The organism is Streptomyces sp. NPDC048696, from assembly GCF_043198895.1.
Lineage (GTDB): Bacteria > Actinomycetota > Actinomycetes > Streptomycetales > Streptomycetaceae > Streptomyces.
In genome coordinates this window covers 61,880-81,968 of record NZ_JBICVJ010000005.1, presented here as the reverse complement: position 1 = coordinate 81,968, position 20,089 = coordinate 61,880, and the positions used below count along the sequence as shown (strand labels likewise).

Annotated in this window: 20 protein-coding genes and 2 tRNA genes; 17 read left to right on the top strand and 5 right to left on the bottom strand. The window is 72.0% G+C overall.

The window, feature by feature from the left end:
• Positions 1–100 precede the first annotated feature (100 nt).
• From proB to ACGFRG_RS12020, 6 genes are all read left to right on the top strand, one after another.
• A complete protein-coding gene (proB, locus tag ACGFRG_RS12045; protein WP_361430032.1) occupies positions 101–1,228 on the top strand; it encodes a glutamate 5-kinase in 1,128 nt (375 codons plus the stop codon).
• Positions 1,229–1,384: 156 nt separating this feature from the next.
• Positions 1,385–1,870 (top strand): hypothetical protein, encoded by a 486-nt coding sequence (locus ACGFRG_RS12040; protein WP_361430034.1) that lies wholly within the window; start codon positions 1,385–1,387, stop codon positions 1,868–1,870.
• A gap of 160 nt (positions 1,871–2,030) precedes the next feature.
• The gene (locus ACGFRG_RS12035) at positions 2,031–3,314 is read left to right on the top strand and encodes a glutamate-5-semialdehyde dehydrogenase (RefSeq protein ID WP_361430035.1); all 1,284 of its coding nucleotides are present in this window, start codon (positions 2,031–2,033) and stop codon (positions 3,312–3,314) included.
• 101 nt (positions 3,315–3,415) lie between these two features.
• A complete protein-coding gene (locus ACGFRG_RS12030; protein ID WP_361430036.1) occupies positions 3,416–4,078 on the top strand; it encodes a hypothetical protein in 663 nt (220 codons plus the stop codon).
• A gap of 183 nt (positions 4,079–4,261) precedes the next feature.
• Positions 4,262–5,335: a hypothetical protein gene (locus ACGFRG_RS12025; protein ID WP_361430037.1), complete on the top strand. Its 1,074-nt coding sequence runs from the start codon at positions 4,262–4,264 to the stop codon at positions 5,333–5,335.
• 135 nt (positions 5,336–5,470) lie between these two features.
• On the top strand, positions 5,471–6,466 hold the full coding sequence (locus tag ACGFRG_RS12020) for a quinone oxidoreductase family protein (protein ID WP_393263757.1): 996 nt from the start codon (positions 5,471–5,473) through the stop codon (positions 6,464–6,466).
• A gap of 310 nt (positions 6,467–6,776) precedes the next feature.
• Here the strand turns inward: ACGFRG_RS12020 and ACGFRG_RS12015 are convergent, their stop codons facing one another.
• On the bottom strand, positions 6,777–8,000 hold the full coding sequence (locus ACGFRG_RS12015; RefSeq protein ID WP_393263367.1) for a M48 family metallopeptidase: 1,224 nt from the start codon (positions 7,998–8,000) through the stop codon (positions 6,777–6,779).
• Positions 8,001–8,108: 108 nt separating this feature from the next.
• On the opposite strand from ACGFRG_RS12015, the gene ACGFRG_RS12010 reads away from it, so the two are divergent.
• The 7 genes from ACGFRG_RS12010 (at position 8,109) to ACGFRG_RS11980 (ending at position 12,527) form a co-directional block, all read left to right on the top strand.
• Positions 8,109–8,342: a hypothetical protein gene (locus tag ACGFRG_RS12010; protein ID WP_361430110.1), complete on the top strand. Its 234-nt coding sequence runs from the start codon at positions 8,109–8,111 to the stop codon at positions 8,340–8,342.
• Between the two features lie 206 nt (positions 8,343–8,548).
• Entirely contained in the window at positions 8,549–8,710 is a 162-nt protein-coding gene (locus ACGFRG_RS12005) for a hypothetical protein (protein ID WP_361430039.1), read from the top strand.
• Positions 8,711–8,760: 50 nt separating this feature from the next.
• Positions 8,761–9,381: a nicotinate-nucleotide adenylyltransferase gene (gene nadD, locus ACGFRG_RS12000; RefSeq protein WP_361430041.1), complete on the top strand. Its 621-nt coding sequence runs from the start codon at positions 8,761–8,763 to the stop codon at positions 9,379–9,381.
• A 14-nt stretch (positions 9,382–9,395) separates the two neighbouring features.
• A complete protein-coding gene (locus tag ACGFRG_RS11995) occupies positions 9,396–11,126 on the top strand; it encodes an LCP family protein (protein ID WP_393263365.1) in 1,731 nt (576 codons plus the stop codon).
• A 78-nt stretch (positions 11,127–11,204) separates the two neighbouring features.
• Positions 11,205–11,639, top strand: a complete 435-nt coding sequence (gene rsfS, locus ACGFRG_RS11990; protein WP_393263363.1) for a ribosome silencing factor — start codon at positions 11,205–11,207, stop codon at positions 11,637–11,639.
• Positions 11,636–12,292: a histidine phosphatase family protein gene (locus ACGFRG_RS11985; protein ID WP_188278340.1), complete on the top strand. Its 657-nt coding sequence runs from the start codon at positions 11,636–11,638 to the stop codon at positions 12,290–12,292. Before rsfS ends, ACGFRG_RS11985 begins: the two co-directional genes overlap by 4 nt.
• Positions 12,293–12,454: 162 nt before the next feature.
• A tRNA-Ala gene (locus ACGFRG_RS11980) sits at positions 12,455–12,527 on the top strand.
• Positions 12,528–12,686: 159 nt separating this feature from the next.
• On the opposite strand, the gene ACGFRG_RS11975 is transcribed toward ACGFRG_RS11980, so the two are convergent.
• On the bottom strand, positions 12,687–13,556 hold the full coding sequence (locus ACGFRG_RS11975; protein WP_361430045.1) for a helix-turn-helix transcriptional regulator: 870 nt from the start codon (positions 13,554–13,556) through the stop codon (positions 12,687–12,689).
• Positions 13,557–13,737: 181 nt separating this feature from the next.
• On the opposite strand from ACGFRG_RS11975, the gene ACGFRG_RS11970 reads away from it, so the two are divergent.
• The 3 genes from ACGFRG_RS11970 to ACGFRG_RS11960 all read left to right on the top strand — a co-directional run bounded on the left by ACGFRG_RS11970 (position 13,738) and on the right by ACGFRG_RS11960 (position 15,571).
• Entirely contained in the window at positions 13,738–15,099 is a 1,362-nt protein-coding gene (locus ACGFRG_RS11970; RefSeq protein ID WP_361430103.1) for an MFS transporter, read from the top strand.
• A gap of 72 nt (positions 15,100–15,171) precedes the next feature.
• Complete coding sequence (locus ACGFRG_RS11965; RefSeq protein ID WP_361430046.1) at positions 15,172–15,336, top strand: hypothetical protein; 165 nt, start codon at positions 15,172–15,174, stop codon at positions 15,334–15,336.
• Between the two features lies 1 nt (position 15,337).
• Complete coding sequence (locus ACGFRG_RS11960; RefSeq protein WP_188278056.1) at positions 15,338–15,571, top strand: hypothetical protein; 234 nt, start codon at positions 15,338–15,340, stop codon at positions 15,569–15,571.
• Here the strand turns inward: ACGFRG_RS11960 and ACGFRG_RS11955 are convergent.
• The gene (locus tag ACGFRG_RS11955) at positions 15,540–16,739 is read right to left on the bottom strand and encodes a glycosyltransferase 87 family protein (protein WP_393263360.1); all 1,200 of its coding nucleotides are present in this window, start codon (positions 16,737–16,739) and stop codon (positions 15,540–15,542) included. The two genes, ACGFRG_RS11960 and ACGFRG_RS11955, sit on opposite strands and share 32 nt — an antisense overlap.
• 117 nt (positions 16,740–16,856) lie before the next feature.
• Here ACGFRG_RS11955 and ACGFRG_RS11950 point away from each other — a divergent pair.
• A tRNA-Ala gene (locus ACGFRG_RS11950) sits at positions 16,857–16,929 on the top strand.
• Positions 16,930–16,979: 50 nt separating this feature from the next.
• On the opposite strand, the gene ACGFRG_RS11945 is transcribed toward ACGFRG_RS11950, so the two are convergent.
• Positions 16,980–18,548, bottom strand: a complete 1,569-nt coding sequence (locus ACGFRG_RS11945) for a ferredoxin (RefSeq protein ID WP_361430049.1) — start codon at positions 18,546–18,548, stop codon at positions 16,980–16,982.
• Positions 18,545–19,741, bottom strand: coding sequence for a hypothetical protein (locus tag ACGFRG_RS11940; protein WP_393263358.1), 1,197 nt, complete (start codon positions 19,739–19,741; stop codon positions 18,545–18,547). Before ACGFRG_RS11940 ends, ACGFRG_RS11945 begins: the two co-directional genes overlap by 4 nt.
• Between the last annotated feature and the right edge of the window lie 348 nt (positions 19,742–20,089).

The window sequence follows — 20,089 nt, the reverse complement described above, 5'->3', positions numbered from 1 at the left end:
TCCCAGCAGACCCGGACCCGTCCGGCCGCCCCGCGCCCGGACCGTCCAGCGATCGGAATAGCCGCGCGCCCGCCGCGCGGCCTGGCATAGATTCGCCGGTGTGACAGTGGCAAGGCAGTTCGTGACCCAGGCCCGCAGGATCGTCGTCAAGGTGGGCTCGTCCTCCCTCACCACCGCCTCCGGCGGCCTCGACGCCGACCGCGTCGACGCACTCGTCGACGTCCTCGCCAAAGCCCGCAGCGGCGGCGAGAAGGAGATAGTGCTCGTCTCCTCCGGCGCCATCGCCGCCGGACTCGCCCCCCTGGGCCTGCGCCGCCGCCCCAAGGACCTCGCCCGCCAGCAGGCCGCCGCCAGCGTCGGCCAGGGCCTCCTCGTCGCCCGCTACACCGCCTCCTTCGCCCGCTACGGCGTACGCGTCGGCCAGGTCCTGCTGACCAGCGACGACACCAGCCGGCGCGCCCACTACCGCAACGCCTACCGCACCCTCGACCAGCTCCTGGCCATGGGCGCCCTGCCCGTCGTCAACGAGAACGACACCGTCGCCACCGACGAGATCCGCTTCGGCGACAACGACCGGCTCGCCGCCCTCGTCGCCCACCTCGTCCGCGCCGACCTGCTCGTCCTGCTCTCCGACGTCGACGGCCTCTACGACGGCGACCCCAGCACCCCCGGCACCACCCGCATCGCCGACGTCCACGGCCCCGACGACATCGCCCACGTACAGATCGGCAGCGCGGGCAAGGCCGGTGTCGGCACCGGCGGAATGGTCACCAAGGTCGAAGCCGCCCGCATCGCCGCCGCCGCCGGTGTCCCCGTCGTCCTCACCTCCGCCAGCCACGCCGCCGACGCGCTGGCCGGCCGCGACACCGGCACCTGCTTCCACCCCACCGGCCGCCGCTCCGCCGACCGCCTCCTGTGGCTCGCCCACGCCTCCACCCCGCAGGGCCACCTCGTCCTCGACGACGGAGCCGTACGCGCCGTCGTCGAACGCCACTCCTCGCTGCTGCCCGCCGGAATCGCCGCCGTCGAGGGCGAGTTCAGCGCCGGAGACCCCGTCGAACTGCGCGACACCGCCGGACACGCGGTCGCCCGCGGCCTCGTCAACTTCGACGCCAAGGAGATCCCCCAGCTGCTCGGCCGCTCCACCCGCGAACTCGCGCGCGAACTCGGCCCCGAGTACGAGCGCGAAGTCGTACACAGGGACGATCTGGTCGTGCTGCACCCCTGAAACGGCTGAAAGTCCAGCCTTCCACCGGACACCTTCACGAAAACCGCCCCGCGCGCCGCCCCGGGCTGGTCAACTTTGTTGCTGGGTACTCGCGGGGGTGACTGTCGCGGGGTACTACTCAGCATCACGGCATCACAGCATCACAGGAGGCCGCCGGTGAGACGAGCGCGCCCGGGGGCGGCGCCCCGAGTCGGGGGAACCCACGCCCGCAGGGCCGTGGGGGAGGACGGGCCGACCCTGACCAGCGTGGGCACAGGGGCCGACATCACCGAGAGCGAGGAGCGGGAACAGCCCGGGGACACCCCCAGGCTCTGGCACATCACCCTCAGCGTCTCCGGCGCCGAGGCCCCGCTCAAAGAGGTCCGCCGCGGCCTCGAACAGCTCGCCCACGACCACCCCTTCTTACTGACCAGCAGATACGCGGGCGACCACGCCGAGATCCGCTACTGGGAAGAGGCCCGCGACCTGCACGACGCGGCCGCCGTCGCCCTGCGCCTGTGGGGCGAACACCGCTCCACCGCCAAACTCCCGCCCTGGGAGATCGTCGGCCTGGAGGTCATCGACCGCGAGACCTACCACCAGCGCCTGGCCGAGGGCTACGGCCCGCCCCCGGCCGCCCCGGTCGGGGTCCATCCCTTTTGAGCCCTTCGAGGCAGCGGCCGCCCGTGAGAGAACGGGCCCTCGCGAGACCAGGGCCGAGGCCCCGGTCCTCCCCGCGCCACCGCGACCGCACTGTGAGAGCCCCGTCTCGGACAGTGGAATACCGACGGAACGCCCACGCCGGGAGCATTACCCTGCGTGCATGAGCGCGCAATCCCCGTACGAGAACATGTCCCCGGTCCTCCAGGCCGCCCACCGGGCCCGCACGGCCGCCGCCGAAATCGCGCCATTGCCGCGCGCGGCCAAGGACGACGCGCTCCAGGCGATCGCCGACGCCCTGGAAGCCCGCACCCAGGAGATCGTCGAGGCCAACGCCCTCGACATCGCCAAGGCTCGCGAGGCCGGGACCAGCGAGACCGTCATCGACCGGCTCACCCTCACCCCCGAACGCGTCCACGCCATCGCCGCCGACGTACGGGACGTCGCCGCCCTGCCCGACCCCGTCGGCGAAGTCGTCCGCGGCTCCACCCTCCCCAACGGCATCGACCTGCGCCAGGTCAGGGTCCCCCTCGGCGTCGTCGGCATCATCTACGAAGCACGGCCGAATGTGACCGTGGATGCCGCCGCCCTCTGCCTCAAGTCCGGCAACGCCGTCCTGCTGCGCGGCTCGTCCTCCGCGTACGAGTCCAACACCGCGCTCGTACGCGTGCTGCGCGACGCCGTCGGCGGCGCGGGCCTGCCCGCCGACGCCATCCAGCTCGTACCCGGCGAATCCCGCGACTCCGTACAGGAGTTGATGCGCGCCCGCGGCCTCGTCGACGTCCTCATCCCGCGCGGCGGCGCCTCCCTCATCCGCACCGTCGTCGAACAGTCCACCGTCCCCGTCATCGAGACCGGCACCGGCAACTGCCATGTGTACGTGGACGCCCAGGCCGACCTCGACATGGCCGTCGACATCCTCATCAACTCCAAGGCGTCCCGGCCCTCGGTGTGCAACTCCGCCGAGACGCTCCTCGTCCACCGCGACATCGCCGACGCCTTCCTGCCGCGCGCCCTCGACGCGCTCGCCGACGCCGGAGTCAGCGTCCACGCCGACGAGCGGGTCCTGGCCTACGCCGAGGCCACGAAGGCGACCGTGGTCCCGGCCACCGCCGAGGACTGGGAGACCGAGTACCTCTCGTACGACATCGCGGCCGCCGTCGTCGACTCCCTGGACGCGGCCGTGGCGCACATCCGGCAGTGGACCTCCGGCCACACCGAGGCGATCGTCACCACCTCGCAGGCCGCTGCCCGCCGTTTCACCCAGTTGGTCGATTCCACCACCGTCGCCGTGAACGCCTCCACCCGCTTCACCGACGGCGGCCAGTTCGGCTTCGGCGCCGAGATCGGCATCTCCACCCAGAAACTCCACGCCCGTGGGCCGATGGGCCTGCCCGAGCTGACGTCGACGAAGTACATCGTCACGGGGGACGGGCACATCCGGTAGCGGCCCGGTGGGTGGATCCGGTGGGTGGATCCGGCGGCCCCGAGGGGGAGAGTTCGGACACTCCCTGCCCAAAACGACCGCGCCGGGGCTACGCTGAACCCGTGCCGGACGACGTGGGGGGCAGGCCGTTCCCGGACGGCTGGGAGCCCGACGACGACCGCGGGGGCGCGGACGACGCATTCGCCTCCGTGGTCTTCGACGAGGACTTCGTACGGGCCGCCGAGATCCATGAACCGAGCGCCGTGGAACGGCTGTTGGCCGCGGCCCAGGCGCGCGCCGAGGCCGACGCGGCAAGGGCCCGGGCCGGCGCCGGCCCGGACGACGACTTCACCTACCCGGCCCGCGACCCGGACGCCTTCGGACCCGGCCTCCCCGGCGGCGCCGAAGCGGGCCCCTACGGCCCGCACGGCGGGGCCCTGCGCCCCTACCGAGGCCGCTCCCGCTGGCACCGCCCGGTCGCCTGGCTGCTCGCCCTGATCATGGGCGTCGGCATGATCGCCCTGGCCTTCGCAGCCGTCTACCGGGGCGCCTCCGCCGGCCGCGACGACCCGGCCCCGCCCCCGGCCACCAGCAACATGGACAAGCCGGACCGAGCCGACAGGCCCGGCCGGCCGGGCGGAGCCGACGGGCCCGGGCTGCCCGTCCCGGTCACGGTGGGCCCCAGCGCCTCGGCGGACTATTCGGCCCCGGCCGCGCCCGCGGCTTCGGCCGCGCCGGTGGGGTCGGGGGTTGCGGGGGCTTCGATGGTGCCTCGGACGCCTTGAGCGGGGGTTGGGGGGCTCCCCCCGCCGGACAGGCTGGGGCCCCGCCGGGACAGGCATCCGACAGCTCTCCCAGGGCTCTGCGGCGGCTCCCTGACGCCCCGCTGGCCGAGTGGTCGATAACTCGCCAGAACTTGTCGCGTACCAGCGCGTTTACGGGCCCCTCCGGCGACCTACCCTGAAGGTATGGCAGGGCGTGGAGAGCCACCCGAGGGGACACCGGAGGGTCTCCCCGGCGGAGGTGAGGACGAATACCGATCCGTCGTCTTCGACGAATCGTTCGTCCGCGCTGCCCGTCTGCAGGAGTTCTCCGCACAGGAACGGATGCGTGAGCACGCGCGTGCGGTGCGCAGCCGCCCCAGCTGGTCCTTCAGGCCCTTCACCAAGCAGATAGTCGCGCTCGTCGTCCTCCTCTTCGTCGCCTTCGGTACCGCCGTGTACATGGGCCTGCGCCACCCGTATCAGCCCGGTGGCGGCAGCGTCGCCGCCGAGCCGCTGCGCATGACCGTCATACCCCTGGCGCCCCAGGGCGCCGTTCCCGGCATCGATGCCGCTCAGCTCTTCGACCACAGCCCGGCCGCCCAGTTCCGCACCGGCGCCGAAGGCATCAACCTCCCGGCGGTCCGCAGGACCTCCCACTTCTCCGAGAGCCAGATCATCGCCGGCGTGACCACCGCCAAGGAGTATCTGGTCCAGTCCTCTCTCGACCCCCAGGTCCTCACCGGCAAATCCGTGCACCAGGTGCGGGCGCTGCTCGACCCGGACCTGCTGGCCCAGTTCGACCAGAGCATCGACAACCCCGCCGACGACGGCCGCCACGCGGCCACCGGCTGGCTGGTGCGATTCGATCCGGCCAAAGTGGCGCTCGCCGACACCCAGGTACGGGTGCAGGGCACCTTCCACTACGCCGAGTCCAGCCAGGACACCCTGGACGTGACGTCCGACCACACCTTCACGTACGCCCTGCGCCCGGCCGCGACCGGTTCGGCCAAGGCGGCCTCGCTCTTCACCGTCCGCCGCGAGCTGCACTTCCGCTTCGACCGCGACGACCTGCGCCTGCACCGGGTGGAGCTCCAGGTCAGCTATGTGGAGGCCGGACCGCAGGCGTGCTCGGCCGATGTCTCGGCGCAGCTGCGGCCGCTGCTGGCGGGGGAGCGGACCAGCACGGTCGGCCCGGCGGGTACCGACCCGTACGCGACCGGTCCCGCCACCGCCGCCCTCTGCGGCACCCTCGCCACCAGCGCCCAGCCGACGCCCTAGGTGTATTGCCTCGTCAGCAGGCGTCTCCGCTCCCGGCGGGGGCGGCGGGCTGGTCTGCTCGCCGGGAATCGGATCGCCGTCAACGGGGTTGGTGGGGGACGAACCGTTATTGGAGGGGTCTTGCGAGCGATACAGGTGTACGAAGTGGGCGGTCCCGAGGTGCTGCGGGAGGCCGAGGTGGACCAGCCGCGGCCGGGTCCGGGCGAGGCGCTCGTGGAGGTCGCCGCATCCGGGGTCAACTTCCTCGACGTCTACCACCGCGAAGGCCGGTACAGCCTCCCGCTGCCCTTCACCCCGGGCGCTGAGGGCGCCGGCACGGTCGTCGAAGTCGGACCCGGCGTCGCTGACGTCGCGGTCGGGGACCGGGTCGGTTGGGTGGAGATTCCCGGCACGTATGCCGAGCGGGCCGTCGTGGACTCCTCCCGGCTGGTGCCGCTGCCCGACGATATCGGCTTCGAGACAGCCGCCGCCGTGCTCCTCCAAGGCATGACCGCGCACTATCTCGTCAAGGACGCCTACCCGGTTCAGGGGGGCGACACGGTCCTCGTGCATGCGGCTGCTGGTGGCATGGGGCTGCTTTTGACCCAGCTCATCACCCATCTCGGCGGCAGGGTGATCGGCACGACGTCGACCACGGCGAAGGCCGAGCTGGCGAAGCGTGCCGGGGCCGCTGAGGTGATCCTTTCCTCCGCGGTCGACGATCTCGCAGCCGAGGTGAGGCGGCTCAACGGCGGTCAGGGACTGCCGGTTGTCTTCGACGGCGTCGGCGCGCACACCTTCGATGCGAGCCTCGCCAGCCTGCGGCCCCGCGGCCATCTCGTGCTCTTCGGCGCGGCAAGTGGCGCCGTGCCGCCGTTTGATCCGATCCGGCTCGCCCACGGCGGTTCGCTGACCCTGATCCGGCCCAGTCTCGGGGACTTCATCGCCGATCGGTCCGAACTGCTCCGACGGGCCGCCGATGTGTTCGAGTGGGTGCGCTCCAAGGCGCTTGAGGTCACCGTGACGGGCCGCTACGCATTGTCCGAGGCCGCCCAGGCCCACAGCGACCTGGAAGCTCGGCGTACCACCGGCAAGCTGCTCGTCATACCCGATGCGGCCGCTGTTGGGCGCCGCGAGGAGACGCGGAGCTGATCGCGGGTGGCGAGGTCGGGGATCTTGGAGACTGAGATGTCGAGGGCATGGCCGACCGTCATCGCCAAGATCCCCGACAGCGTCAGGCACTCAGCAGGCCAAGATCAAGTCTGGCGGGTTCCTGGCGGGCTTCTGGCGTATCTGGGTCACACCCCCTTCAAGATCCCTCAGCCGAGACCTGGCTCACCCGTCCACAACTCCCGGGACAGAACACGTAGGGCGGGCCAGGAGCTGGGGCGGCAGGGCGGTCCGGGCGCTCCCGTACGTAGTGCGTGGTGGTGCCCGCCGTCACCAGCTCTCGCGCCGACGGTCAGCCCTTGCCGCCGCCCGAGCCGCCGCTGCCGTCGCCCTTGGTGCCCCCGTCGCCGTCCCTCGGCTCGTCGTGCGGTCCGCCGCCGTCCGCCGCCGGGCCGGAGGGGCGGTCCGGGCCCGCCGGTCCGTCCGGCGATCCGTCCACCGGTCCGTCCGTCGGCCGGTCCGAGGGGCGGGAGTCCGACGTACGGGAGCCGGAGCCCGCGCCCGTGAACTTGCCGTACAGCTTGCCGCCCAGGTCCGCCGTGCCGCCGGCTATGTCGCCGACCAGCTTCATCAGCGGATCCTTGCTCGTCCGTACCGAATCGGCGTACGACGCGGCGGACTCGCGGAACGAGTCGCTGACCGAGGTGTCCTTGTCCTCCTCGCGGCGCGGGTAGTGACCGTCCATGATCCGCTGGTATTCGCGGGTCGCGGCCCACTTCTTCAGCTCGGCCGCGCGCACCGTGGTGAACGGGTGCGAGCGGGGCAGCACGTTCAGGATCTTCAGGACCGAGTCGCGCAGGTCGCCGCCCGCCTCGTACTCCTCGGCCTGCTCCAGGAACGCGTCCACGTTCATCTCGTGCAGATGATTGCCACCGGCTATCTTCATCAGGCCCCGCATCGAGGCCTGGAGGTCCTGGCCGACGAGCAGTCCGGCCCGGTCCGCCGACAGCTCCGACTTGCGGAACCACTCCCGCAGCGCCGTCACGATCGCCATGACCGCCACATTGCCCAGCGGGATCCAGGCGATCTTCAGCGCCAGGTTGGTGAGGAAGAGCAGGATCGTGCGGTAGACGGAGTGGCCGGACAGGGCGTGGCCGACCTCGTGGCCGACGACCGCGCGCATCTCCTCCTCGTCGAGCAGCTCCACGAGCCCCGTGGTGACGACGATGATCGGCTCGTCGAGGCCGATGCACATCGCGTTCGGCTGGGGGTCCTGGGTCACGTACATCGGCGGGACCTTCTCCAGGTCCAGGATGTAACAGGCGTCCCGCAGCATGGCGTTGAGGTGTGCGAACTGGGCGTCGCTCACCCGCACCGAGTCGGAGAGGAAGAGCAGGCGCAGGCTACGCTCCGGCAGCAGTCCGCTGAGCGCCTTGAAGACGGTGTCGAACCCGCTGAGCTTGCGCAGCGCGACCAGCGCCGAGCGGTCCGCGGGGTGTTCGTAGGCCCGGGAGGAGATCCCGGGGAAGCGTCGGCGCTGCCTGCTCGGCACGCTGTCCTGAAGGTCGTCGGTCATGGTGTCCCCCTGCCTGAGAGTCTCGGCTCGTCCCCCTGACGACATCCACACTAGGCGGTGGGGCTACCGTGTGACGGGGGCCTGTGGATAACCGAGGAGAGACCTGCCATGCCGGACGCCGTGACGCTGCTCGCCGCCGCCTCCGACCACCAAGGACCCGGCAATGTGCTGCGGATCGTGCTGGTCGTTTCCATCGTGGGCGGGGCCGCCCTCGCCTGGCTGCTGCTGCGCGGCTACCGGTCGAACGACGACGAGTCGACGGGCGAGTCGACCACGTCCGGGCCCGCCGGCGAGCGCGGCAAGGACGACCGGTCCGCCGCGGAGAACGCCACCCGGGACTGAGTCCGGCCCACCGCGGGTATCCCGCCGCGAGCGCCGTCGGGCTCAGCGCGGGTACCCCGCCGCGAACGCCACTCGGGACCGACCCCAGGCCGACCGTGAACCCCCGCCCGGGACTGAACGGCTGAGTCGGCGTGAGCGTGCCCGGGCCGCCCGCATACGATGAGCCCGAAGTCTCCGCTCCGACTCCCGGATAGGTCCTGCCGACGATGAGCCTCACCAGCACCGCCGCCAACATGGTCACCCTCGCCGAGGGCACCGAGCACGGCGGCAACCACGAAAGCCTCAGCCCGTACGTCACCGGTGGCGGCGCCCTGGTCATCCTGCTGCTTCTGCTGTGGATCACCACGCGCTTCAACCGCGACCGCTGACGCGACCGCCGAGTCGGGGCGTTTCCACCGGGCCAGTAGGCTCTGCACGCATGGGAGAGCAGGAAGTGCCTACCGGTCCGGTCAAGCGCCGCATCGGCGTGATGGGCGGAACGTTTGACCCGATCCACCACGGACACCTGGTGGCCGCCAGCGAGGTGGCTTCTCAGTTCCATCTGGACGAGGTCGTTTTCGTACCGACGGGGCAGCCGTGGCAGAAGAGCCACAAGCATGTCTCCGCGGCCGAGGACCGGTATCTGATGACGGTCATCGCGACCGCGTCCAACCCGCAGTTCTCGGTGAGCCGCATCGACATCGACCGCGGCGGCGCGACGTACACCGTCGACACCCTGCGGGACCTGCGCGCGCTCAACAACGACGCGGACCTCTTCTTCATCACGGGCGCCGACGCCCTCTCCCAGATCCTCACCACCTGGCGGGACGTGGACGAGCTGTTCTCGCTCGCCCACTTCATCGGCGTGACCCGCCCCGGCCATCTGCTGACGGACGACGGTCTGCCCGAGGGTGGCGTGTCGCTGGTCGAGGTGCCCGCGCTGGCGATCTCGTCGACGGACTGCCGGGCGAGGGTCGCGCAGGGCGATCCGGTCTGGTATCTGGTTCCGGACGGTGTGGTGCGCTACATCGACAAGCGCCAGCTGTACCGCGGCGAGTGAGAGAAGGGCACCCGGTGAACGACCGACAGGACCCGAACAACCCCTATGCACCACAGGTGCAACTTGTCGGTTATGACGAGTACGGCCAGCCGGTGTACCAGCAAGTGCCGCACCAGGCTTCGTACGACCCGTACGCCCAGTCCCACCAGAACCAGCCGCCGCAGCAGTCCCAGCAGTCCCAGCAGTCTCAGGAGCAGGGCGGTTACGGGTACGACCCGTACGCCCAACCGCAGCCTTCTTACGGATACGACCCGTACGGCCAGAGCGCCCAGCCCTCCGTGCCGCAGCAGCAACAGGGCTACGGCTACGACACCGCGGAGCAGTGGAACCAGCAGCAGGCTCCGGCGCAGCAGCAGCAGCCGGCGGTCGGCGAGGCGGCGGACCGGACCTCGGTCCAGGCTCAGGTGCAGGCCCCCGTCCAGGAGGCCGTGCCGGAGGCGGTGGCCGAGCAGGTGCCGGTCCTGCCGCAGCAGCGCAAGGACGAACGCGACGGCGGCACCGGGCAGTTCGCGTTCATCGAGGAGCCCGACGAGGACTCCGAAGACGTCATCGACTGGCTGAAGTTCACCGAGAGCCGCAGCGAGCGGCGCGAGGAGGCGCGGCGCCGCGGCCGCAACCGGATCGTCGCGCTGATCGTGGTGCTGGCCCTCGCGGCGGTCGGCGGCGTCGGCTACCTGTGGTCGGTCGGCAAGCTGCCCGGCCTGTCGTCGTCCTCGGGCTCCAAGGCCCCGGCGGCGGTCGGGGCGCAGAAGCGGGACGTGATCGTCGTGCATCTGCACAACACCCAGAAGGGCGGCACCTCCACGGCGCTGCTCGTCAACAACGCGACCACCAAGCAGGGCACCACCGTTCTGCTGCCCAACTCGCTCGCCATCTCCAACGACGACGGCACCCGCACCACGCTGGGCAAGTCCGTCGACGGCGACGGCTCCCAGGGCACGCGCGAGGCGATCGGCACCCTGCTCGGCACCAAGATCACCGGAACCTGGCGCCTGGACACGCCCTACCTGGAGAACCTGGTCGACCTGGTCGGCAACATCGACATCAGCACCGACACCGATGTGCCGAGCGCCAAGGCGGGCGCGGACCCGGTGGTGAAGAAGGGCGACGACCAGACGCTCACCGGACAGATGGCCGTCGCGTACGCCACCTACAAGGGGCCGGGCGAGGCCGACGCCAAGCAGCTGGAGCGGTTCGGGCAGGTGATGTACGGCGTGCTGCGCAAGATCTCGGACGATCCCAAGGCCGCGACGATCACCGTGCAGACGCTCGCGCAGATCCTCGACCCCTCACTTCCCGAGTCGGACCTGGGCGCCTCGCTGGCCAAGCTCGCCGAGCACGCCAAGATCGGCGCGTACAAGACGGCCCTGCTGCCGGTCCAGGGCGACGGCACGCTCAGCGCGCAGGCGAGCAACAGCGTGGTCAAGGACATCCTGGGCGGCACGGTCACGGCTCCCGACAAGGGCGCGGCGGTCCGGGTCGGGGTGGCCAACGGCAGCGGCAACGCGAAGGCGGCCGACAAGGCCCGGGTCGATCTGGTCAACGGCGGCTACGCCGTCATCGACGCCGGCGGTGCGGGCACCCAGGCGGCGTCCACCGTCACCTACGGTGACGCGGGGCAGAAGGCGAAGGCCGAAGAGGTCGCCAAGACGCTGGGTCTGCCGGCCGGTGCGGTCAAGCAGGGCAAGGCCGCGGCGAACGCCGATGTGACCGTGGTGCTCGGCAAGGACTACAAGGTCAAGTAATCCTTTCGGGGCTGTCGGCGGTCCGTGAGATCCTGGAGAACGATCTGAATCGATCTGACCGCCGACGAAAGCCTGCTTGTGACCGCCACGGACCGTTCCATCGAGCTCATCACCGCCGCCGCTCAGGCGGCCGCCGACCGGCTCGCGCACGACATCATCGCGTACGACGTCAGCGACGTGCTGTCGATCACCGACGCCTTCCTGCTCGCCTCCGCCCCCAACGACCGCCAGGTCAAGTCCATCGCGGAGGAGGTCGAGGAGCGCCTGAACAAGGAGCTCGGCGCCAAGCCGGTGCGCCGCGAGGGCGACCGCGACGCCCGCTGGATCCTGCTGGACTACGTCGACATCGTCGTGCACGTCCAGCACAGCGAGGAGCGCGTCTTCTACGCCCTGGAGCGGCTGTGGAAGGACTGCCCCGAGATCACGCTGCCCGAGGACGCGGTGAAGACCCGCGGCAAGGCCGCCGAGCACGCCCAGCTGCACGGCGGGACGGAGGACGGTGAGCTGAGCTGAACGCCGGCAACGTAAAGCCCAGGGGCCGCCGCGTCGTCCTGTGGCGGCACGGTCAGACGGCGTGGAACCTGGAGCGCCGCTTCCAGGGCTCCACGGACATCGAGCTGACCGAGACGGGTCTCGGCCAGGCGCGCCGCGCGGCGCGCCTGCTCGCGGCCCTCAAGCCGGACGCGATCATCGCCTCGGACCTCAAGAGGGCCGCGGCGACCGCCGGCGAGCTGGCCGCCGTGGCCGGACTGCCGGTGGCGTACGACGAGGCGCTGCGGGAGACGTACGCGGGCGCCTGGCAGGGCCTGACCCACGAGGAGATCGTGGAGCGCTACGGCGAGCAGTACGCGGCGTGGAAGCGCGGCGAGCCGGTGCGCCGGGGCGGCGGCGAGCTGGAGACCGAGGTGGCCGACCGGGCCGCCCCGGTGGTGCTCAGCCACGCCGACAAGCTGCCCGACGACGGCACCCTGGTGGTCGTCAGCCACGGCGGAACGATCCGTACGACCATCGGCCGCCTGCTCGGCCTGGAGGCGCACCACTGGGAGGGCCTGGGCGGCCTCTCGAACTGCTGCTGGTCCGTCCTCGGTGAGGGCGCGCGCGGCTGGCGGCTCCTGGAGCACAACGCCGGCACGCTCCCCGAGCCGGTCCTCGGCGACGACGACTGAGGCGACGCCCGGGGCGACGACTGGGCGGCGACCGAGGCGTCCGCCAAGGGGCGCCGACCGGCCGCTCGGGCGGTGCGACCACCGGATTTCACTTTCCGGCAGGTCACAGGCTAAAGTTCTTCTTGTTCGCGGCGCAGGAGCGCGGGAAACAAAGCGAACAGCGGGGCTATAGCTCAGTTGGTAGAGCGCCTGCATGGCATGCAGGAGGTCAGGAGTTCAATTCTCCTTAGCTCCACAGTGACGAGATCCCGTCCGGTCGGTTCGACCGGGCGGGATCTTTCGTTTTCCCCAGAGCTGGCCCCGACCCGACCCGACCCGGCCCGGCTCGGCCTCGCGCGCGGCGCGGTCCTGCGGGAGTGAGGTGTCCGCGCGGCCCCGTGCCCGCGCGGACACCTCACGCCCAGAGCTTCTCCCGCATCTCCCGCAGGGCCGCCGTACGCGCGCGGCTCTCCTCGTCGTTCGGTGTGTAGGTGACGAGCCGGAAGTCCGGCATGCCGTTGATCGACAGGGACAGCGACGTCATGCGTATCTCGCCGACCGCCTCGTGCCGGAAGGTCTTCACGCGCGGGCCCGGCGGAACCACGTCGCCGTTCTGCCAGAGCTCCGCGAAGTACGGGCTGGCCGCCGAGAGCCTCTCGATGAACGTCTCCCAGGCCGGCTCGCCGACGTGGCGTCCGTACTCGGAGCGCAGCGTCGCCACCATCACCGGCAGTTCCTTCTCCCGGAACAGCACCGGGCACTCCGCTTCCGGCAGCATGAACATCGTCCACAGCACGTTGCGCACGCCCATCGCGCGGATCTCGGGCAGGTCGAACAGGTCCCGGTAGGCGGGGTTGGTCGCGAGGATGTCGTAGCGCCCGTTGTAGATCACCGCCGGGTGCGGGTCGAGGGCGTCGATCAGGCCCTGGACCTCCGGGCCGACGACCACCGCGCACGCCTCCCGGTCCGGCTCGAACGGCACGTCCGCCAGGTGGTACAGATGCTCGCGCTCGGGCCGGTCCAGGCGCAGAGTGCGCGCCACCGCGTCCAGGACCTGCGGCGAGGCGTTGATGGGACGGCCCTGCTCCAGCCAGGTGTACCAGGTGACGCCGACTCCGGAGAGCGTGGCGACCTCCTCGCGGCGCAGCCCCGGCGTGCGCCGCCGCGGTCCCGGTGCCATGCCGACATCGGCCGGTGTGACCCGCGCCCGCCTGCCGCGCAGGAAGGCCGCCAGCTCCGGCCTGCGGCGTCCGTTCGGTGTAGCCACAGTCGTCACGTCCCCCATCGTCCATCCCGTCGCCCACCGCTGCCAGGTGCTGTCAGTACCAGCATCAGCGGGCTCTCGTTACCCGTATCCGACTGCGGTCAGGCTGGCTGCCATGACCACAGCACTTCGCACGGGGCCAAGTCCCTTGCTCAGTAAAGACGCTGCCACTGACAATCGGCCCCCGCTGCTGCTCGCGATCGTGCTCGCCGCGCAGTTCATGGCGCTCCTCGACGTGTTCATCGTCAACGTCGCCGCCCCCACCATCCGCACCGAACTCCACGCCTCCGGCGCCGGGTTGCAGCTCGTCGTCGCCGGTTACACCATCGCGTACGCCGTCCTGCTGATCACCGGGGCGCGCCTGGGCGAACTGCTCGGGCACCGCAGGCTCTACCTCGTCGGGCTCGCCGTGTTCACCGTCGCCTCGCTGGCCTGCGGCCTGTCCGGGAGCACCGGCCAGCTGATCGCCTTCCGGCTGGCGCAGGGCGTGGGGTCGGCACTGATGATCCCGCAGGTGCTGAGCCTCATCCAGCGCAACTTCACCGGAGAGGCACGCGTGCGTGCCCTCGGTGTCTACTCCGCGGTGCTCGCCACCGGCGCCGCCGCCGGCCAGGTCCTCGGCGGCATCCTGGTCAGCGCCGACCTCTTCGGGGCGGGCTGGCGGCCGGTGTTCCTCGTCAACGTGCCCATCGGCATGGCCCTGCTGGCCCTCGGCGCGCGCCACCTGCCGAAGGACCGGAGCGAGCGGCGCGGCGCCGCCCGGCTGATGCGCGATCTCGACCTGCCCGGCCTGGTGCTGCTCGGCGGGTCCGTGTCGCTGCTCACGGTGCCGCTGGTGCTCGGGCAGGAGGAGGGCTGGCCGCTGTGGGCCTGGCTGTCGCTGGCGTCGAGCGCGGTGCTCTTCGCCGCCTTCTGGGCGTACGAGTCGCGGCTCGCGCGGCACGGCGGCGCCCCGCTGATCGCGCCCAGGGTGCTGCGGATCCCCGGCATGGGTCTCGCGGTCACCAGGATCGCGGTGGCGATGGCGATCAACGCGGGCTTCCTGTTCACCCTCACGCTGCACATCCAGGGCGGCCTCGGCTACAGCGCGCTGCGCGCGGGGCTCACGTTCGCGCCGACCGCCGCCGTCTTCGGCACGGTCGGGCTCACCTGGCGGCGCTGGCCCGCCTCCTGGCAACGGGCGCTGGTGCCGGGCGGGTTCGCGCTGACCGCGCTGTCCACGACGGCCACGGGCGCGCTGCTGCACAACGGCGGCACCGGGGGCCTCGCCATCTATGGAACCTACGCGGGGGTCGGCGCCGGTCTGGCGCTGGCTTTCAGCCCCACGTTCGCGGGGGCTCTGGCGAACGTACGGCCCGAGGACGCGGCCGACGCCAGCGGACTGCTGGCGACGGTGAACCAGCTCGGCCAGCTCATCGGGGTCGCGAGCTTCGGCACGCTCTTCCTGAACCGGCTCTCGGCGGGGGCGCACGCGTCCGGCGACGCGCTGTGGGCGTGCTCCGTCGCGCTGGCCGGAGCGGCCCTGGTGGGGGTGCTGACGGCGCTCGTATCACGACGCCGCTGACCCTCTTGCGCGGCCATGGCAGAATCGTGACGGCCGGAGGGGGACGACGGACCGAACGGGAGGGAGACCGCGATGCCTGCGAGCCGCGACGAGTTCCCGGACCTGTCCGCTGCACCGACCTCGGCCGCCCGCCTGACCTGTCCGGCCTGCGGTTCCTCCCATGTCGCCCAGATGCTCGGCGACGACGGCGGTGGCGTCTCCTACGTGTGCACGGCCTGCGGCCACAGCTGGAGCTGAGATGGGTGCACACAGGCGGAAGTGCGACTGGTGCGGCAGCGGTACGCCGATCGTCCGGGACATGGAACCGATCAACGCCGACTACCAGTACTGGTGCGAGGAATGCGCGCGGGCGCTGATCATAAAAGGCGACCCGATCGAGACCTACCGGGAGCTTGAGGGCGAGCCGATCTACGGCCGCCTCCTGGAGGCGCACTGCACCCTCAAGAGGTTCTACTCGTTCGCCACGGCCTGAGCGCGGCCGCCGCCACAAAAGCGGCGCCGGCCAGCGGATAGAGCGCCGAGAGCGCCATCTGCACGCCGTTCTGCGCGAGTTCGGGACGGCCCGCCCCATGCGGCACCCACCACAGGGCGTACGAGCAGAACAGCGCGCCGGCGGCCGCCCCGCGCAGCCGCTGGGCCCCGAGCAGCACCAGGACCGGAACGCACCACACCCAGTGGTGCGACCAGGAGACCGGGCTCACCAGGAGCGCGGTGACGGCGCAGGACAGCGCCGCCCAGGCCCGCTCCCCGCGCACCTCGGCCCGTACCGCCGCGTACAGCCCCAGCGCCGCCGTGACGGCCGCGGCGACCGTCCACCACGTCCCGGGATCCCCGGTGTGCAGCAGGCGCGCCAGCACCCCGCGCAGCGACTGGTTGGCGGTGTCCTCGGCATGGCCGACCCGGTCGGTCTGGAAGAGCGTGGAGGTCCAAAAGCGCCGCGAGTCCCGTGGCAGGACCACGGCGGCGGCCAGGGTCGCCCCAGCGAACACCGCGAGCGCCGTCGCCGCCTGCCGCAGCCAGGTGTTCCAGCCGTCCGCACGCGCGCGTACGAGTCCGGTCAGCAGCAGGAAGAGCGCGAACAGGGCGGGCGTGAGCTTCACGGCGGCCGCGAGCCCGATGCCCGCGCCGGCTCCGCGATGGCCCGGGCGCCGGGTGAGGTCCCAGAGGACCGCCACCGCGAGCAGCAGGTTGATCTGGCCGTACCGCAGCGTCGTCCACACCGGCTCGCACCACACGGCCAGCGCCGCCACCCACAGCGCGGCCCCGGGCCGCTCGCGTCCCGCCAGGCGCAGCGACAGATGGGCGAGCGCGACAAGGAGGGCGAGGTTCGCGGCGGTGGCGAGCGTGCGCATCTGCGGAACGCCGAGCAGGGTGAGCGGGGTGAACAGCAGCGCGGCGAACGGCGGGTAGGTGGTGGGCAGCCTCGCGTGCGTGGCGCGCATCGCGTAGAGGTCCGCCCCGGCCCGTACCGCGCCTCCCTCCGCCCGGTAGACCATCAGGTCGATCATCGAGACCCCGGCGGCCCGCTGAGCGATCCAGAAGGCGCCGAACGAGAGCAGGCAGGCCGTGGCGGCGAGCAGCACGGGACGGCGGGCGGAGGCGGGACGGGTGGCGGTGTGCGCGAGCACGTTCACGGTCACGAAAGGGGACGTTACCGGCCCTGTCGGTACAGAACGGCAATCGATTTGGTGGAGCACCGGGGGGACCGTGTAATGTTCTCGATGTCGCCGGGGGAAACCGGGCGGCAAACAGAACAAGGGGCTATAGCTCAGTTGGTAGAGCGCCTGCATGGCATGCAGGAGGTCAGGAGTTCAATTCTCCTTAGCTCCACAATAAGGAAGGCGGCCACCCGGATCGGGTGGCCGCCTTCTTGTCATGCGTCAACTACGGCCGCTGCCCAGGGCCTTGCGGGCGGGGGCGGGCAGGGCGGGCATGGCGGCGGGCGCCTGCTCGATACGGAGTGCCAGCGCGGGGCACCGGCGCACGGCACGTTGCGCGCGCCCGCGCAGATGCATCGGGACAGTGGCGTCGGCCACCGCCGGATAGCCGTCGGCGCCCAGCCGGATCAGCTCCGGGATGAGGTCCGCGCACAGCCCGTGGCCCTGGCAGAGCGTCCAGTCGACCAGCACCTTCTCGCCGCTGGGGATGCCCTCCTCGGCGTAGCCGTCGCCCGGCAGCGGCAGCAGGCCCAGCGTCGGGCGGCCGCAGCCGCCCGCCAGGACGTGCGCCGCCAGGTCGTCGGTGAAGGCGTTGACGGTCGACGTCAGGAAACGGGCCGAGCCGTCCGGGTGCTTGCACGCGCCGCGCCCCTTGACCGCCCCGGTGACCTCGCGCAGCGCCTCCAGGGCGGCCGGGCCGCCGCCGTTGAGCACATCCGCCAGACCGCCCGCGGCGGCCGGCAGACCGAGCCGGCAGGGGCCGCACTGGCCGGAGGTCTCGGCGGCCAGCCAGGTGGCGATCCGCAGCGACTCGCCCAGCGGGCACGTCTCCGGCCCGATCGGCAAGATCGCGCCCGCGCCCAGCGCCCCGCCGAGAGCCGCCAGCGAGTCCCGCGAGACCACCGCGTCATGGGCGGCCGCCGCGTCCAGCCAGCTCCCGTGGTAGCCGCCGGTCAGCACTCCCTGGGGCACCGGCGGCGCACCGGCCAGCTGCAGTACGTACCGCAGCGGCACGCCGGTCGGGACCTCCACCACCATCGGGCGGGCGACCGCCCCGGAGAGCGTGAGCAGGACCGTGCCGGGCTCGGTGGGCAGCCCGTGGTGGCTGTAGCGGCGCGGGCCGACCCGGGCGGCCACGGCGAGCTGCGCGTACGTCTCCGCGTTCGACAGCAGCGTCGGCGCGCCGCCGATGCCGGTGTCCGAGGCGCGCACCTTGCGCCCCGGCGGCAGCGCGGGGCCGCCGCCCGCGGCCCGGATCACGGACGAGGCCTCGCCCGAGACCATCCGCTCCGGGGTGCGCACCACGCGCGCGCGCAGCGCGGTGCCGCGCCGGTCGGCGAGCCCGCGCTCGGCGAAGGCCGCGCGGATGGACGCCTCCGTGGAGTCGCGGGTCACGGCGACGACCAGCGTGCGCGCGCCCAGCGCCTCGGCGGCCAGCAGGGCGCCGTCGAGGACCAGGTGCGGGGCCCGGTTCACCAGCACCGTGTCCTTGCGGCAGGCGGGCTCGCCCTCGCTCGCGTTGACCACGACGACCGGGCGCACCCCCCGGCGGATCGCGGACTTGGCGACCGCCCGCAGCTTGCGGGCGAACGGGAACCCGGCGCCGCCGCGGCCGTTGAGGGAGATCTCCTCGGCCAGCTGGGCCAGGCGCTCGCCGGGCACCGGTTCCAGCGGGCCGTGCACCTTCAGATGCATGTCGAGGCCGAGCCGTTCGACCAGGTCGAACCCGGCGGTGAGCTGCGGCAGTCCGACGACGCGCACCTCGGGGACGTCGGGCAGGGGCACGTTCACGGGCGATCTCCTGCGGGGCTGTGCCAGGGCTCACCGGCGACGGGCTGGTGGAACGGGCTGGGCTGCGGGGACGGTTCGGGCTGTGGCGCTGCGTACTCGGGAGGCGGCCCGGAAGGGTTCTCGAACAGGGGGCCACTGTCCCCGTAGGGGACGGTGGGAAGCGGTGCCGTCTCGTCGAAGCCGCCCATGCCGCTGAAGCCGTTCTCGTGGACCGGCATGTTCTCCGGCGGACGCGGGGTGGGCGTCGGCCAGCTCGGGGCGTACTGCGGCGGGGCGGGCGCCAGCGAGACCGCGCGGTAGGCGGCCGAGATGCCGGTGGCCGGCTTCGGCTGCCCGGGCACGGCACGCGGCTGCCCCGCGTCGTACAGCTGCGCGCTCTCGTACGGGTCGGCCGTGAGGGGGTCGGCCGAGAAGGAGCCGTTCGCGAAGGGGTCGCTCGCGAAGGCGTCCGCCGGGTACGGATGCGGCGCGGGTGCCTCGTAGCGGGGCGAGGCGGGGTCCGCCGGGTGCGGCTGCGGGGTCGAGGCGTCCGGGGCGACGGCCTGGGCGCTCTCCACGCGCGCGAGGAGCGGGGCGAGCCGCCGGGCGATGCGGCGCTGGACGGGGCGCGGCAGCGAGCGGACGACCAGGGCGCCGGCCACACCGGCCAGCGAGAGGCTGTACAGGGTGACGACCCAGCCGGCCGCCGGACGGCCCGCGTAGAGGCCGTGGACCAGGGCGAAGCACCAGGCCGGGTAGGCCAGCATGTGCACCGCGCGCCAGTGGCCGGCGACCCGGTCGGGGTTGGCGAAGGCGCTGCGCAGCGCGCCCGTGGCGGCGGTGGCGACCATGAGGAGGGCGGCGAGCGAGCCCAGACCGATCAGTGCGTCGGAGCCGGAGACGCCGAGCCCGAAGGGGATCAGGGCGCCGAGCAGGCACGTGTGGCCGTTCGCGATCTTCACGGTGACGTGCACCAGGAGGAAGCCGATGGAGGACACGGCGGTCGCGCGGTGGATGGCCTGGGCGACCAGGCGCTGGCGGATCGACAGGAACAGCCGGTCGGTGGCGAGCAGGCCCCAGGCGATCGAGGACGACAGCGTGACCAGGGACAGGACGCCGGTGGTGAAGTCCAGGGCGGCCCGGAACGCGCCGCCCGAGAGAGCGCCCACCACCGGTATGAGCACCACCGAGGCGATCAGAAGAGCGCCGGACATCCCTCCTTTCAACCGTCCCTTAAGGGACGGGATGTTCAGTTTCAGCGTTGAGCGGGGACTGTGAGGGTTCATGGGGCGACTCCGAAAGGTTCAGCAAAGTGGTCCCGTGGCCGCATGCTAGGTCGCCCCATACCGAGGGGTACGGCGTTTGATTGGTTGCCCCAGAAGAGGGCGGTACGCGGAGTAACCTCATCCGGCTGGGGTCGTTGAGGCGCCCCGCGACTACTCTGTGCGGTCCGTGCGGGGCCTGCGGTACCCTGACGCCATGCGTGCCGTACGCCTTCTGCTTAGCGAGCCGCGCTGATCAGTCCCGACCGATGAAGAGCCGGCCGGAATCGGCGCGGCGTC

Excerpts from the sequence above, each read along its gene's own strand:
- ACGFRG_RS11940 (WP_393263358.1), bottom strand. The coding sequence starts at position 19,741 with ATGTCCGGCGCTCTTCTGATCGCCTCGGTGGTGCTCATACCGGTGGTG.
- ACGFRG_RS11965 (WP_361430046.1), top strand. The coding sequence starts at position 15,172 with ATGCCTGCGAGCCGCGACGAGTTCCCGGACCTGTCCGCTGCACCGACC.
- ACGFRG_RS12005 (WP_361430039.1), top strand. The coding sequence starts at position 8,549 with ATGAGCCTCACCAGCACCGCCGCCAACATGGTCACCCTCGCCGAGGGC.
- ACGFRG_RS12015 (WP_393263367.1), bottom strand. The coding sequence starts at position 8,000 with ATGACCGACGACCTTCAGGACAGCGTGCCGAGCAGGCAGCGCCGACGC.
- ACGFRG_RS12010 (WP_361430110.1), top strand. The coding sequence starts at position 8,109 with ATGCCGGACGCCGTGACGCTGCTCGCCGCCGCCTCCGACCACCAAGGA.
- ACGFRG_RS11960 (WP_188278056.1), top strand. The coding sequence starts at position 15,338 with ATGGGTGCACACAGGCGGAAGTGCGACTGGTGCGGCAGCGGTACGCCG.
- nadD (WP_361430041.1), top strand. The coding sequence starts at position 8,761 with ATGGGAGAGCAGGAAGTGCCTACCGGTCCGGTCAAGCGCCGCATCGGC.
- ACGFRG_RS12035 (WP_361430035.1), top strand. The coding sequence starts at position 2,031 with ATGAGCGCGCAATCCCCGTACGAGAACATGTCCCCGGTCCTCCAGGCC.
- ACGFRG_RS12025 (WP_361430037.1), top strand. The coding sequence starts at position 4,262 with ATGGCAGGGCGTGGAGAGCCACCCGAGGGGACACCGGAGGGTCTCCCC.
- ACGFRG_RS11975 (WP_361430045.1), bottom strand. The coding sequence starts at position 13,556 with ATGGGGGACGTGACGACTGTGGCTACACCGAACGGACGCCGCAGGCCG.